Annotated in this window: 15 protein-coding genes; 14 read left to right on the top strand and 1 reads right to left on the bottom strand. The window is 51.0% G+C overall.

What is annotated here, in order from left to right; translation table 11 throughout:
* Positions 1-18 precede the first annotated feature (18 nt).
* The 14 genes from flhB to QUD54_RS04315 all read left to right on the top strand — a co-directional run bounded on the left by flhB (position 19) and on the right by QUD54_RS04315 (position 13051).
* Positions 19-1074 carry a flagellar biosynthesis protein FlhB gene (gene flhB, locus QUD54_RS04375; protein ID WP_286337743.1) on the top strand — a complete coding sequence of 352 codons (1056 nt, stop codon included), beginning with the start codon at positions 19-21 and terminating at the stop codon, positions 1072-1074.
* Between the two features lie 24 nt (positions 1075-1098).
* On the top strand, positions 1099-2058 hold the full coding sequence (locus QUD54_RS04370) for a DHH family phosphoesterase (protein WP_286337742.1): 960 nt from the start codon (positions 1099-1101) through the stop codon (positions 2056-2058).
* Complete coding sequence (locus tag QUD54_RS04365) at positions 2055-3434, top strand: M23 family metallopeptidase (RefSeq protein ID WP_286337741.1); 1380 nt, start codon at positions 2055-2057, stop codon at positions 3432-3434. The genes QUD54_RS04370 and QUD54_RS04365 overlap by 4 nt, the downstream gene beginning before the upstream one ends.
* 114 nt (positions 3435-3548) lie before the next feature.
* Complete coding sequence (gene lpxC / locus QUD54_RS04360) at positions 3549-4433, top strand: UDP-3-O-acyl-N-acetylglucosamine deacetylase (RefSeq protein ID WP_286338005.1); 885 nt, start codon at positions 3549-3551, stop codon at positions 4431-4433.
* Complete coding sequence (locus QUD54_RS04355) at positions 4405-4893, top strand: hypothetical protein (RefSeq protein ID WP_286337740.1); 489 nt, start codon at positions 4405-4407, stop codon at positions 4891-4893. The genes lpxC and QUD54_RS04355 overlap by 29 nt, the downstream gene beginning before the upstream one ends.
* Before the next feature lie 57 nt (positions 4894-4950).
* Positions 4951-5832 carry a homoserine kinase gene (gene thrB / locus QUD54_RS04350; RefSeq protein WP_286337739.1) on the top strand — a complete coding sequence of 294 codons (882 nt, stop codon included), beginning with the start codon at positions 4951-4953 and terminating at the stop codon, positions 5830-5832.
* 21 nt (positions 5833-5853) lie between these two features.
* Positions 5854-6099: a DUF448 domain-containing protein gene (locus tag QUD54_RS12025; protein WP_406600574.1), complete on the top strand. Its 246-nt coding sequence runs from the start codon at positions 5854-5856 to the stop codon at positions 6097-6099.
* A complete protein-coding gene (infB, locus tag QUD54_RS04345) occupies positions 6092-8797 on the top strand; it encodes a translation initiation factor IF-2 (RefSeq protein ID WP_286337738.1) in 2706 nt (901 codons plus the stop codon). Before QUD54_RS12025 ends, infB begins: the two co-directional genes overlap by 8 nt.
* Entirely contained in the window at positions 8794-9153 is a 360-nt protein-coding gene (gene rbfA / locus QUD54_RS04340) for a 30S ribosome-binding factor RbfA (protein ID WP_286337737.1), read from the top strand. Before infB ends, rbfA begins: the two co-directional genes overlap by 4 nt.
* The gene (locus QUD54_RS04335; RefSeq protein ID WP_286337736.1) at positions 9150-9578 is read left to right on the top strand and encodes an LSm family protein; all 429 of its coding nucleotides are present in this window, start codon (positions 9150-9152) and stop codon (positions 9576-9578) included. Before rbfA ends, QUD54_RS04335 begins: the two co-directional genes overlap by 4 nt.
* Positions 9579-9598: 20 nt before the next feature.
* Positions 9599-10573: a bifunctional diaminohydroxyphosphoribosylaminopyrimidine deaminase/5-amino-6-(5-phosphoribosylamino)uracil reductase RibD gene (ribD, locus tag QUD54_RS04330; RefSeq protein WP_286337735.1), complete on the top strand. Its 975-nt coding sequence runs from the start codon at positions 9599-9601 to the stop codon at positions 10571-10573.
* A 29-nt stretch (positions 10574-10602) separates the two neighbouring features.
* Positions 10603-11319, top strand: a complete 717-nt coding sequence (ubiE, locus tag QUD54_RS04325) for a bifunctional demethylmenaquinone methyltransferase/2-methoxy-6-polyprenyl-1,4-benzoquinol methylase UbiE (protein ID WP_286337734.1) — start codon at positions 10603-10605, stop codon at positions 11317-11319.
* Between the two features lie 14 nt (positions 11320-11333).
* Entirely contained in the window at positions 11334-12593 is a 1260-nt protein-coding gene (gene xseA / locus QUD54_RS04320) for an exodeoxyribonuclease VII large subunit (RefSeq protein ID WP_286337733.1), read from the top strand.
* 179 nt (positions 12594-12772) lie between these two features.
* Positions 12773-13051, top strand: coding sequence for an RNA recognition motif domain-containing protein (locus QUD54_RS04315; protein ID WP_286337732.1), 279 nt, complete (start codon positions 12773-12775; stop codon positions 13049-13051).
* Positions 13052-13181: 130 nt separating this feature from the next.
* Here QUD54_RS04315 and QUD54_RS04310 read toward each other — a convergent pair whose 3' ends face one another.
* Positions 13182-13604: a c-type cytochrome gene (locus tag QUD54_RS04310; protein ID WP_286337731.1), complete on the bottom strand. Its 423-nt coding sequence runs from the start codon at positions 13602-13604 to the stop codon at positions 13182-13184.
* Positions 13605-13673: the final 69 nt, after the last annotated feature.

Raw genomic sequence — 13673 nt, 5'->3', positions numbered from 1 at the left:
GAAACGTGTGATAAGTAGATGGCAGATGATTTAGAGAAGACCGAAGAACCGACCCCCAAGAAGATCGAAGACGCCAAAAAAGAGGGAAATGTTCCCAAGAGTATGGACACTTCGGGCTTCATCACCCTTCTTGTAGCCGTTATCGCCTTTGTCGCCCTGACGGGCTGGATCTTCGATCGCCTCGAGACACTCTACCGTTACTACATCAACTTTGTCGGTGTCGAACTCACCCCCGCTCTTCTGCTTGAAATCACACTCCATACGGTTGTTCAGGTTCTGATCATGGTCCTTCCGCTCGCACTTCCGGTGGCCGTTGCCGGAATGCTCGCGGCATGGGCGCAGTTCGGGTTTGTCTTCACGACCAAACCGCTTGTACCCGATCTGACGAAGATCGACCCGATCAAAGGGGCGAAAAATCTCTTCTCGCTTAAAAAGCTGTTGGAAAGCATCAAAATCACCTTGAAAGTGGCTGCGGTTTTCGGTGTTGCATTCACCGTTTTTCTGGGGTTCATCAAAGAGCTCGTTTCTGTTTCTCATGCCCCGCTGGCACATCAGATCTCGTGGCTTGCTGATCGTGCGATGATGCTTGCGGCTGTGATGCTTGTGCTTTTGATGGTTTTGGCACTGATCGATCTTCTTTTTGTACGCTACAACTATTTCAAAGGACTCCGGATGTCGAAGCAGGAGATCAAGGATGAGATGAAACAGCTCGACGGAAATCCGGAGATCAAGGCGAAAATTCGTCAGATCCAGATGGAGATGGCACGCAAACGGATGCTGGCCGAAGTCCCCAATGCCGATGTGGTCATTACGAACCCGACCCATTTCGCCGTCGCACTCAAGTATAAAGAGGGGGAAGCCCATGCACCGAAAGTTGTGGCCAAAGGTGCCGATTTGATCGCTTTGAAAATCAAGGAGATCGCGAGAGAAAATCATGTACAGATTGTCGAGAATCCGCCATTGGCACGGGAGTTGTACAAAAATGTCGAGGTGGACCGGGAGATTCCGGAACAGTTCTATCAGGCGGTTGCGGAAGTGTTGGCCTTCGTTTATAAAAGCAAAAGGGCGCTTTGAGAAGAGTTAGGATAAAATTCCGCCATGGAAACAGCGTATATGAAAGCGAAAAGAGCCGTCGAAGAGGCGCGCCATATCGCGATAATCGGGCATCTCAATCCCGATGCCGATGCACTTGGTACGGGATTGGGGCTTTGGTGGATATTGAAGGGGCTTGGCAAACGTGTCGATATTGTCAATATGAGCGATCCGCTTCCGCAGATACTTTCGTTTCTGCCGGGTTTTGAAAAGATCAAAAAACAGCTGCGTCCTGACGTCGATCTCATGATCAGCGTCGATTGCGGCAGCTTCGATCGTTTGGGGGTGGAACGCCCGGAGAGTGCGAAACTGATCAATATCGACCACCATCGCAGCAATACCGGGTATGGCGATATCAATCTGGTGGAACCTCATTTCGCCAGTGCGTCCGAAACCGCTTTCAGGCTGGTGACGGCATCTGGCTGGGAGATACCGAAAAACGCGGCGATCAACTTTTATGCGGCACTTCTCAGCGATACCGGCTTTTTCGGATATGAAGGTGTTTGCGAGAGGGTTTTCGATTTTGCCAAGGCACTGCTTCGTCTGGGTGCCGATGCCGAATGGACAGCCAGAATGTTCAGAGAGAATCAGCCGCTGAGCAAACTTCGGCTGCTGCCCAAAGTTCTGGAGACGCTGACACTCTATCTGCAGGGTCGTGTGGCCGGACTCGATGTGACACAACAAATGTTGCGTGCCTCGGGAGCCACTGTCAACGAAACGGATGATATGGTCAATTACGCCAGGTCGCTCGCCACGGTTGAGGTGGGTTTTTTGGTCCGCGAGGAGTCGGATGGAACGCTGAAAGTCTCTCTACGTTCAAAGACGAATGTCGATGTAAGCGCGATAGCCAAACGTTTTGGCGGCGGCGGTCATATCCGCGCCGCAGGTTTTATTGTCAGGGGCATGGAACGTGATGTGCTTATAGAAAAATTATTGAAGATGATAGAAGGGGAAATGAAATTATGAGAAGAAAGAAGAACAATATCGGTACGACTTTGCTTATCGTCGTCTTTTTAGCAGTCATAGGCGGTGTCGTCTATCTTGCAAACTCTCCCATGTTCGAGAGAAACGCACCGCAGATAGATGTACCCGATACACTCTACTGGAATCTGAAAAAGCCGATTTCGGTACAGCTTAAAGATGACAGCGGCATACGGAGTTACACGGTCGTACTGAATGACGGGAAGAGCGATTTTACGGTTGTCCAGACGGAACTGGAAACGCCACGCAAAGAGGTCACTGTTTCGGTGACATTACCGCGAGCCGGATGGGACAGGCGTGCAAAGAGTGCCGTGATGAAGATCGAGACGACCGATGCGAGCCGCTGGAACCTCTTCAAAGGAAACCATGCTTCGAAAAGCGTCGCGATTACCATCGATGCGCTTCGCCCTTCTGCCTATGTGCTTGCCAATTCATACAAGATTACACAGGGCGGAAGTGCACTGGTTGTTTTCAGTGCCAAAGACGAGCATCTCAAAGAGGTCGCCGTGCATACCAGTTTCGGAAAAACCTTCAGGGCGGAACCCTTTTACAAACCGGGGTATTATGCGGCTTTGATCGCCTGGCCTGTGACGGAAAAAAGATTCAGAGCATGGGTTGAAGCGACGGATATGGCGGAGAATGTTACAAAGTCCCATATTCCTCTCTATTTGAAAAATTATCGATACCGCCGCTCCAATATTACACTCAAAGACCGTTTTTTAAATGGAAAAATCGCTGATCTTTCGAGCCAGTTCGATGAGACAGCCAATATTTCGGATCCGGTGGAGCGATTCAAAATCATAAACGAAGATATTCGGTCGAAGAATGAAGCGTTGATTCACAAGTTGAGCTCGAATGTTTCGGACCAGTTGATACGCCGATGGAGCGTGAAACCTTTCTACCCTCTAAAAAATGGCAAAAAAGTAGCGAGTTTCGGCGACCATCGTTTCTACTACTATAAAGGCAAACGCGTCAGCGAGTCGTACCATCTCGGGCTCGATCTTGCGAGTGTCAAAATGGCCGAAGTGCGCTCCTCCAACCCGGGACGGGTGGTTTTCGCAGGGTACAACGGCATCTATGGAAATATGCCACTGATCGATCACGGCCTCGGACTCTATACGCTCTATGGACACTGTTCGACACTCTATGTGACGGAAGGCGATACCGTTGCGAAAAACGAAGTGATCGGAAAAACCGGAAAAACTGGCCTCGCGCTCGGCGACCATCTGCATTTCGGAGTTCTTGTGCAGGGGGTCGAAGTTCGCCCGGTGGAGTGGATGGATGCCCATTGGATAAAAGATAACATCACAAATGTTTTTGATACGGCACGGAAAATGATCGAACGCAAAGAGAATAATTAATTTTAATACCGAACGTATGTTTAATGGTCGATGTGGTAATATGAGTTAAAATGCAAGTATTGTTTTTGGAGTGAAACTCCCATTTTGGGATGGGAAGATGAGGATGAAGGTATGATAAAACAGCGAACGATTGCCAAACCGGTCGAGAGCGTCGGAATCGGTCTGCACAAAGGGAAACCGGTTCATTTGCGTCTCGAGCCGCTTGAAGCGGGAAGCGGAATCGTCTTTTACAGAGAAGATCTCGGCGTCTCGATACCGCTTCGGCCGGAGTATGTCGTCGATACACAGATGGCGACGGTGATAGGGAAAGATGGCGCGAACGTTTCAACGATCGAGCATTTTCTATCAGCCGTTTATGCCTACGGTATCGACAATATGCGTGTCATCCTTGACGATGCCGAGATGCCGATCATGGATGGAAGCGCCGCGAGTTTCTGCATGATGCTCGATGAAGCGGGAATGGCGGAACAAAATGCGGGCAAAGAGATTCTTCGGATCAGAAAAGCCGTAACGGTACGTTCAGGCGAAAAGTACGTCTCTCTCAAACCGTCCGAAACAGCGAGTTTCGATTTTCTGATCCGGTTCGAACATCCTGTCATCGCTGAGCAGCACCGACGATTTATCTTCTCGAAAAGTGCGTTTGTTCAGGAGATTTCCCGTGCGAGGACGTTTGGTTTTCTGAAAGAGGTACAGTATTTGCGAAGCAAGAACCTGGCCCTGGGCGGAAGTCTTGAAAATGCGATCGTCCTTGACGATACGAAAGTACTCAATCCCGAAGGGCTACGTTTCGAAGATGAGTTTGTACGTCATAAAATTCTCGATGCGATGGGAGACATGAAACTGCTTGGCCGGCCGATTCTCGGTGCATATGAGGCGTTTGCAGGAAGCCATGGGCTCAACCATCAGCTGACTGTCGCACTGCTTGCAGATGAGAGTGCCTACGAAATTGTGACGCTTCAAGTGGAAGAGAGTGCCGAATTTGCCAGAAGCTTCGCCTGATACGATACCGGATGCCGAACTTCTGATCATCGGAGTCACATCGCCGCTGCTGGTGGGCCTTTATGTCGACGGGCACCTGGTGCAGAGGTATGAACGGCGGGAGAAAACCTCAAGCGCTTTGCCTGCGATACTTCATGACGTCCGCTACCGTTACAACCTCAAAGCCCTCTACTATGCCAGAGGGCCCGGAAGTTTTATGGCGATCAAAGTGACATACGTCATGGCGAAAACCTTTTCGATCGCGCTGGATATCCCTCTTTATGCCTCGGACGCTTTCGCTTTCAATGAAAATCGACCTATCAAAGCAATCGGCAGAAGCTATTTTGTGAAGAGCGATGGTGAAATCGTCATCGATCGGAGGTGTGATGGTGTCTCTGGCTCTTTTTCCCTGCCCCTGCGTCTCGATCGAACGCTTTTTTCACAGGAGAACGAACCTCTCTATATTCTTCCAGCCGTTTGATATCGGCTTCTAAGCAAAGATAGACTAAAATACTTCAACTTTTTTCAGGAGAGGCGTGTGATCATCAGTGTACCTGCCACCAGTGCCAACTTAGGACCAGGGTTCGATACACTGGGACTCTCGTTGTCGCTTCGCAACCGTGTACATATCCAGCCCTCAAAATTTTTCAGTGTCTCGATCAAAGGGGAGGGTGCGAACAATCCGCGTCTCAAAGGAAACAACCTCTTTATCAATATCTTCAACGATCACTATCGTCACCTCACGGGAAAGCGCGGAATTTTCAGGTTCAAGTTTTACAACCAGATTCCGCTTTCACGAGGTTTGGGAAGCTCTTCGGCCGTCATCGTCAGTGCCATCGCATCCGCCTACAGTGCGGCAGGCGTCAATATCACCAAACGCAAACTTCTCAACTTGGCGCTGCATTACGAACACCACCCTGACAATATCACGCCGGCCGTAATGGGCGGATTCAATGTCGCCGTCGTTGAAAATCGTAAAGTCTACAGCCAGAAAAAGCGGATTCCCGGCTACCTCAAAGCGGTGGTGGTCATTCCGGACAAGCCGATTTCGACGGCTCATTCGCGCACAACGCTTCCAAAGAGCTATCGCAAAGAGGATGCCATCTACAATCTCAGCCACTCCTCCCTGCTGACCGCTTGCTTTTTCAACGAGTCGTGGGAGATGCTGCGCATCGCGGCACGGGACAGATTTCATCAGGTGGCACGCATGAAAAACCTCCCGGAGCTTTTCGACGTGCAGAAACTCGCCATTGAAAACAATGTGTTGATGAGTACGCTTTCAGGTAGCGGATCGACCTTTTTCAACATGACCTATAAAGAGGATGCCCAGCCGCTACTTGAAAAATTCAAAGCCCGTTTTCCTTCGTTCCGTTGTGCGATTTATGACTTCGACAACGACGGGGTTCTGTTTAGAGATTAATTTTGGTATAATTGCACGATTATGTCCGATCCGGTTAGAATGTGCATCCATTGCCGCGGCCGCTACTTGCAGGCTCAGCTTATACGGCTTCAGTGTCAAAACAATCAGATACAACCATTTCAAGGGTATGGCAGGAGTTTTTATCTCTGTCACAGCTGTATCCATGATAAAAAGCTTGCCAAACGGCTCGCAAAGCAGTGCAACAACAAAACATATCTAACGATCGAATTGGGCGAACATATTAAGGAGATGGTAGCGAATGGGTAAAGTAAGAATCCATGAAATAGCGGATGAACTGGGGATTAAAAGCAAAGAAGTTGTGGAAAAAGCCCGAGAGATGGGACTGGATGTCAAAACAGCTTCGAGCGGGGTTTCTCCGGAAGATGCGCAGAATATTGTGAACTATGTGATGACCGGAACACTTCCGGCGTCAGCCGCTCCCAAAAAATCTCCGGCGCCCGAGAAAGAGAAAGAGGCCGTAGAACAGGCCGTAGAAAAACCGACAGCGGAAAAGGTATCGAAGACTGAACCGGAAAAAGCGGAAGAGGCCAAGGCCGAAGCCCCAAAAGAGAAGAGAGCCGTCGAAAAAGAAGAGAAGCAGCCGGAAACGAAGGTCGCTGCCGAAAAGATGCCGGAAGAAAAAGCCGAAGAGAAGGCCGAACCGGAAACGGAAACGAAGCCCGAGCCGAAACCTGAAGAGAGACCGGTGAAAGAGAGTGAAAAGAAAGAGACGCTTGGACAGGCTTCTGTCAAGCGCCGCCGTGGTATCTTTATTGTCAAAAAGAAGCGTCCAAAGGTTGAGCCGGTTACGGAAACACCGACAATCAAAAAGAGCGAAATCGGAAAAGAGAACCGGGTTATCGCCGCTGTAGACGAATCGATCGCCGCAAAAAGAGCGAAGAAAAAGGCGAAAAAAGCGGCGCCGGCGCCGGGTTCGAAAGAGAGCGGTGTAAAATTGAGTCTACTTGAGGATCGCGATATCGGCGGTATCAGTGTCGATTATGCGACGGAAGAAGTGGTTCTGCCCGATTTCAGTGAAGAGCTCCGAAGCATGGAAGAACCGAAATCTCCAACGACACTCAAGCCGGAACAGCCGCGGCCGAAACAGCCGATTGGACGACGGGGACCGCAAAGCAGAGGAAAACGAAGCGTGAGTAGAACAACACCAAAAAAACGACAACGCCGTATGGAAAAAACGGAAGCGACTCCAACGGTCGTCAAAATTCCGGAAGATTGCCGGGTCTATGAGTTTGCCGAAAAAGTGGGGCATTCGACCGGTGAGGTCATCAAAATCCTTTTCGGTCTCGGCAAAATGGTGACCAAAAACGATTTCCTCGAAAAAGATGAGATAGAGATTTTGGCGGATGAGTTCGGTGTCGAGGTTGAAACGATCAATCCGCTCGACGAGCTCGACTATGTCGCGGCGTATGATGCGATTCCTGACGAATATCTCGAAGAGCGCCCCCCTGTCATTACGATCATGGGGCACGTCGACCACGGTAAGACATCGCTTCTGGACAAGATTCGCGAGACAAAAGTGGCCGAACGCGAAGCAGGCGGTATCACTCAGCACGTGGGTGCCTATCAAGTTGAAAAAGATGGCAAAAAAATTACGTTTATCGATACCCCGGGTCACGAAGCCTTTACCGAAATGCGTGCCCGTGGTGCGCAGGCGACCGATATCGTCATTATCGTCGTCGCTGCCGACGACGGTGTAAAACCGCAAACGATCGAAGCGCTCAACCATGCCAAAGCGGCCGAAGTACCTATGGTCATCGCGATCAACAAGATCGACAAACCGGACGCAAACCCGGACATGGTCAAGTCGCAGCTTGCCGAACTCGGATATATGCCGGTCGACTGGGGCGGCGAGTATGAGTTTGTCGAAGTCTCTGCCAAAACGGGACAGGGGATCGACGACCTTTTGGAGACGATTCTGCTTCAGGCGGAGATCATGGAGCTCAAAGCCAACCCCAAACGGAATGCCAAAGCGGTTGTTATCGAAAGCTCACTCGAAAAAGGGCGTGGGCCGGTTGCGACCGTTATCGTCAAAAACGGTACGCTGCACGTGGGGGACCATGTGATCTGCGGAAGGACATTCGGGCGTGTACGAACCATCCTGAACGATCTGGGTAAGCAGATCAAAGAACTCGGTCCAAGCGATCCTGGGGTCGTTGTCGGACTCAACGAAGTGCCGGATGCAGGAGAGATCATGGTCGCGATGGACAGCGACAAGCAGGTGCGCGAATTGGCACAGAAACGTGCAGAGTATCTGCGCCAGAAAGAGCTCAGCAAGAGCACCAAAGTGACGCTTGACGAGCTTGGGAACCTGATTGCCGAGGGCAAGATCAAATCCCTTCCGGTCATTGTCAAAGCCGATGTTCAGGGATCGCTCGAAGCGATCAAGGGAAGTCTCGAGAAGCTGAAGAATGAAGAGGTCAAGATCAATATTATCCATTCCGGTGTGGGCGGGATCACCGAAAGTGACGTCGCGCTGGCCAATGCCGATGAAAACGCGGTGATTCTCGGCTTCAACGTTCGACCGACGGCGGCGATCAAGCAGAAAGCGAAGCAGTTGGGTGTCGAGATCAAGACCTATTCGATCATTTATGATCTGATCGACGACGTCAAAGCGCTGCTGAGCGGCCTTATGAGCCCGGTCATCAGTGAAGAGGGTATCGGGCAGGCCGAAGTGCGCGAAACGTTCAGTGTCGCGAAGGTTGGAACGATTGCCGGATGTATCGTTACCGACGGGGTCATCAAGCGAAATGCCAAAGCACGACTTATCCGTGACGGTGTTGTCATCTACGATACGCGCATCAGTTCTTTGAAACGTTTCAAAGAGGATGCCAAAGAGGTCGGGAAAGGGTATGAGTGCGGCCTGATGTTGGAGAACTTCAACGACATCAAGGTCGGTGACGTAATCGAAGCCTATGAAGAGAAAGAGGAGAAAGCGACGCTATGACTCCCGAAGAGATCAAGCGCAAACGTGCCGATTCGATCCTGCGCGAGCTGATTCCCGAGGCGTTGTCGCAACTTGGGGATGAGCGTCTGCGCGGTCTAACCGTGACGGAAGTGATCTGCAGCAAGGGAAGAAGCGATGCGGATGTCTATCTCGATCCCACGGGAATCGATGAAGCGGAACAGCAGCAGATTCTCAAGCAATTGAGAAAAGTTTCGAAAGGGCTTGAAGCCTACTGCCTCAAAGCGGAAGGGTGGTTCAAATCGCCAAAGTTTCATTTCAAATTCGACAAAGAGCTCGACCGCGTCAAACGAATGGATGAGCTTTTTGCACAAATAGAGAAAGAGTTGAACAAATGAGTGTCGAAGAAGAGGTTAAAAAGGTTGTCGAGTCGCACGGTGCGAAACTCTACGATACGGAGATCGTCAATGAGGACGGCCATACCGTCTACCGAGTCTACATTCTCAAAGATGGGGGTGTGGATCTCGATCTTTGCGCCGATATCAGCCGTGATCTTTCGCCAATGCTCGACGTCTACCCACCGGTCAGCGGACAGTACTATCTGGAAGTGAGTTCGCCCGGTGTGGAGCGAACACTGAAAAGGCCGGAACACTTCGAAAATTCCGTCGGTGAAAAGATCTACCTGAAGCTGAGTTCCGGAGAGAAAGTCAAAGGGAAACTGCTCGGTTTCGAGAATGGTGAAGTCGTTCTCGAAACTTCACAGGGTGAAGAGCGCTTTCCACTGAACGAGATTCGAAAAGCCCGCACCTACTTTGAATGGTAGCGCCCGGCCACGCGTTTTTTATGCGCCTCGCACTGGCCGAGGCGTGGAACTACCAACTTCTAACCTATCCCAATCCCGCCGTCGGTGCCGCCGTTGTCGGCCCTTGCGGAGAGTTGCTTGCCGTCAACGCCCACAGGGAGGCCGGCAAAGCACATGCCGAAGTCCTCACGATCCGTGATGCCTATATTGCCCTTAGCGGCGACACCGAATTTGCCCGATGCGACGATGCCCATCGGCTCCATACCGAACTTCCTCTGCGTGCCAAAGATCTTTTTCGCGATGCGACGATCTATGTGACGCTCGAGCCGTGCAGCCATACGGGGAAAACACCTGCATGTGCCGACCTGATTGCGGCACTTGGATTCAAGCGGGTCGTCATCGGTGCGATGGATCCCAATCCCCATGCCGCCGGCGGATCGAAACGACTCGCCGAAGCGGGTATCGAAGTGCTTGAAGGGATCGAACGGGCGGCGTGCGAAGCGTTGATCGAGCCGTTCGTGAAATGGCAGACAGGACGATTCGTCTTTTTCAAACTGGCACAGACACTCAATGGTGTGATCGACGGCGGCGTCATAAGCTGCGAAGCCTCCAGACGCTGGGTCCATCGGGTGCGTACGAAGATCGATACGCTCGTAATCGGCGGGAATACGGTGCGCGTCGATCGTCCCACGCTCGACAGCCGCCTCGTCGGCGGCAAAGCCCCCGACGTGACGATCTTTACGAAACATCCCGGTTCGATCGACCGAAAGATTCCTCTTTTTGAAGTGGCAGGCAGAGCGGTCGCATTCGCACCGAATCTTCCGGACCGGGGCCTGATCATGATCGAAGGGGGTGAAGGCACCCTTCGCGCGCTTCGAAACGAGATCGACTGGATGGTGCTTTTTGTCGCCCCTTTCCTTAAAGATGGAACCTGTTATAATGGCGGGAAAAATTTCGAGATGCTGCATCACAGACGGAGTGGAGACGATGCGATGATGTGGTTGAAGAGAAAATAGAACCCATCGAAAAGAGAAGGTAGCGTTTTATGGATAAAAATCAGAAGCAGGAAAAAATCGTTTCGATGTTCGACGAGATCGCGTCGACTTACGACGTGACCAACAGAGTCTTGAGTATGGGAATCGACAAGTCGTGGCGAAAAAAAGGGTGTGACAAGACATTCGAATTGCTCGATCGAAGCGAGGGGCTCACGGTGCTCGACGTGGCGTGCGGGACGGGTGACATGCTGCAGTGGTGGAGAGATCGTGGGGCTGCGGCCGGGGCGACGTTTCAACGCTTTATCGGTGTCGATCCGTCGGAAGGGATGCTGGAAGTGGCGAAAGAGAAGGTCGACTATGCCGAATTCGTTGTCGCCAAGGCACAGGATATGCCGATTGAAGAGAATACGGCCGACATCCTCTCCATCAGCTACGGTATACGCAATGTCGTGGACCGCCAGGAGGCGATCGACGAGTTCTACCGTGTGCTCAAACCGGGTGGAATGGTGGTCATCCTCGAATTTACCAAGCGCGAAGAGCGCGGCCTCAAGGGCAAGATCGTCGATTTCTACATGCACAGCATTCTTCCACGTCTTGGCGGATTGGTGAGCCGAAACTACGAAGCCTACCGCTACCTGCCCGATTCCATCGAAGGGTTTTTGACGACCGACATGCTCAAAAAAGAGCTCGAAAACGCCGGGTTCACAATGCAATATACCGAATCCTTTTCGATGGGCATCTCGACCCTTCTCATCGCCAAAAAATAGGTGATTCGAGCACGATGACCCATCCGATCACCGTCTCCCGTCTCAATGAGCAGATCAAGTCACTGCTCGAGTCGACATTTATCCAAATACGCGTCGAGGGAGAGATTTCGCAGGTGACCTACCATACGAGCGGCCACATCTACTTCACGATCAAAGATGACCGAAGCGCTCTTTCATGCGTGATGTTCCGCTCCAATGCCCGCAACCTCCGTTTCCGTCTCGAAGCGGGACAGCATGTCGTTCTCGGTGGTGCGATCACCGTCTACGTCCCGCGTGGAAACTACCAGATGATGGTACAGACGGCTGAACCCTACGGGGCCGGTGCGCTTTCCGTCGCCTACGAGCAGCTCAAGAAACGGCTGGCCGACGAGGGGCTTTTCTCTTCCGAACGTAAAAAAGCGATTCCCCGAACGATTCGTCATATCGTCGTCGTTACTTCCAAAACCGGTGCGGCGATTCAGGATATGATCCGGGTCGCGTCGAAGCGGTGGCCGTTGGTGAAGATCACCCTTGTCGATACGCTGGTGCAGGGAGCCGAAGCGGCGCAAGAGATCGCCTCCCATATCGCCTATGCCGACACGCTGGGCGCCGATGTCATAATCGTTGGCCGGGGCGGCGGAAGTCTCGAGGACCTGTGGGCTTTCAATGAAGAGGCTGTTGCCCGTGCTATCGCGGCATGTAAAACACCGGTTGTCTCCGCTGTCGGTCACGAGGTCGATACGCTCATCAGCGATTTTGTGGCGGATATGCGTGCCCCAACGCCAAGTGCGGCGATGGAGCAGATACTGCCCGACAAAATCGAAATGCTCTACGCCCTCGACGAGATGATGGAGCGGATGGAGCGCCGGATGCATCAGATCCTCTTGTTGAAAACCCAGTCGCTCCAGAGTGCCCAACGCCAGCTGGAACAGCATGCCATCAGCAAGAAGATCACGATACAGCTACAGGATATCCGACAGCTTGCAGTGCAGATGCATAGACAGATGCGTAGGGTTTTACAACAAAAAGAGGAGTCGCTACGGCCTCTTGGAATACAGCTTGAGTATGCCAAAACGCAATTGTTTCAGAAAAAAGGGCAGCAGCTCCAATCTCTCGAAGCGCAGCTCATATCACTTGACCCCCGCCATAAACTGCGTCCCGGTTTCGTACAGCTTGTCAAAGATAGCCGCGTCACAACATTGGAAAGTATAAGGGAGGGTGACCGTGTCAGGCTCGAAGATGGAAAATTCGTCGCTGAAGCGAGAATAGAATCGATTCGTTCCAATGAAAGCTGATTCGCTGCATCGATTTTAGATGGTTGGTTTCGTAACACTTCCATCCATTTCCCCGGACTTCCGGCCAAAGCTTCACTTGTGTTATTCCTGTAATCGACTTTATGGTATAGTGTTTCATCCGTTTTATAAAAATTTTTAAATTTTTATGGATGGAAGAGTTTTTTATTTGGAGAAGTAGAATGAATATCTACGTTGGCAACCTGTCTTACAGAATGGATGATGGTGAACTGAGAGAAGTTTTCGAAGCATATGGCGAAGTTAGCAGCGCACGTATTATCAACGATAGAGAGACCGGACGATCGAAAGGTTTCGGCTTTGTCGAAATGCCTGACGACAATGCAGCGAACGAAGCGATCGAAGCGCTCAACGGCAAAGATGTCGGTGGACGCAGCCTTCGTGTCAATGAAGCACGACCCCGCGAACCGCGCCAGCCGCGAGGCGATTTTAACCGATTTTAATCTACTGGCGAAGCGGCGCGTGCCGCTTCGCTCTCTTTTCCTCTTTTGCTTTTAAACAATATATCCTGATTACATTTTACATTACACGAAAACGGGAGTGAAACCCGATAACGAATTTTTGAAATTTCGTTTATTTGGCATTCCGACCGAATGTATTGTAGATATAGTCTGCCATCTGTTCGTCGGATATCGCCCCTTCACGTTTTTCGATCTCTTTAAGGTTCTTTCTCATGATCGAGTGAGAGGAACCGCTGTCAAAATCGTCATGTCTCAGATAAAACAGTTTTTTCAGAAGTTCATCTTTGGTGTAATGGTTGAGAGGAGGTCCGTAGATATCAAGTTTCTCTTCGGAGGCGATACCTTTTGCATCGGCTTCATGCGGTTCGATGCCCGGGGAAACCTTGATCTTCGGTACACCGTTCGCTTTCACTCCATGACAGTTGGCACAGCGCTCTTTATAGAGGCTCGCCGCATCCTTGATATCTCCCGATGCACTCAAAGTCATTGCCGCTACGGAAGCCAAAACGGTTGTCACCAATCCGATTCTTTTCATTGGTCACTCCTTGTTGGAAGATATTACATCATAATTTTTTTCATATAAATTTCCTCTTTATATTTCTAT

Source organism: Hydrogenimonas cancrithermarum (assembly GCF_030296055.1).
GTDB lineage: Bacteria > Campylobacterota > Campylobacteria > Campylobacterales > Hydrogenimonadaceae > Hydrogenimonas > Hydrogenimonas cancrithermarum.
The sequence above is the reverse complement of the archived record's forward strand: the minus strand, read 5'-3'. Positions and strand labels throughout refer to the sequence as shown.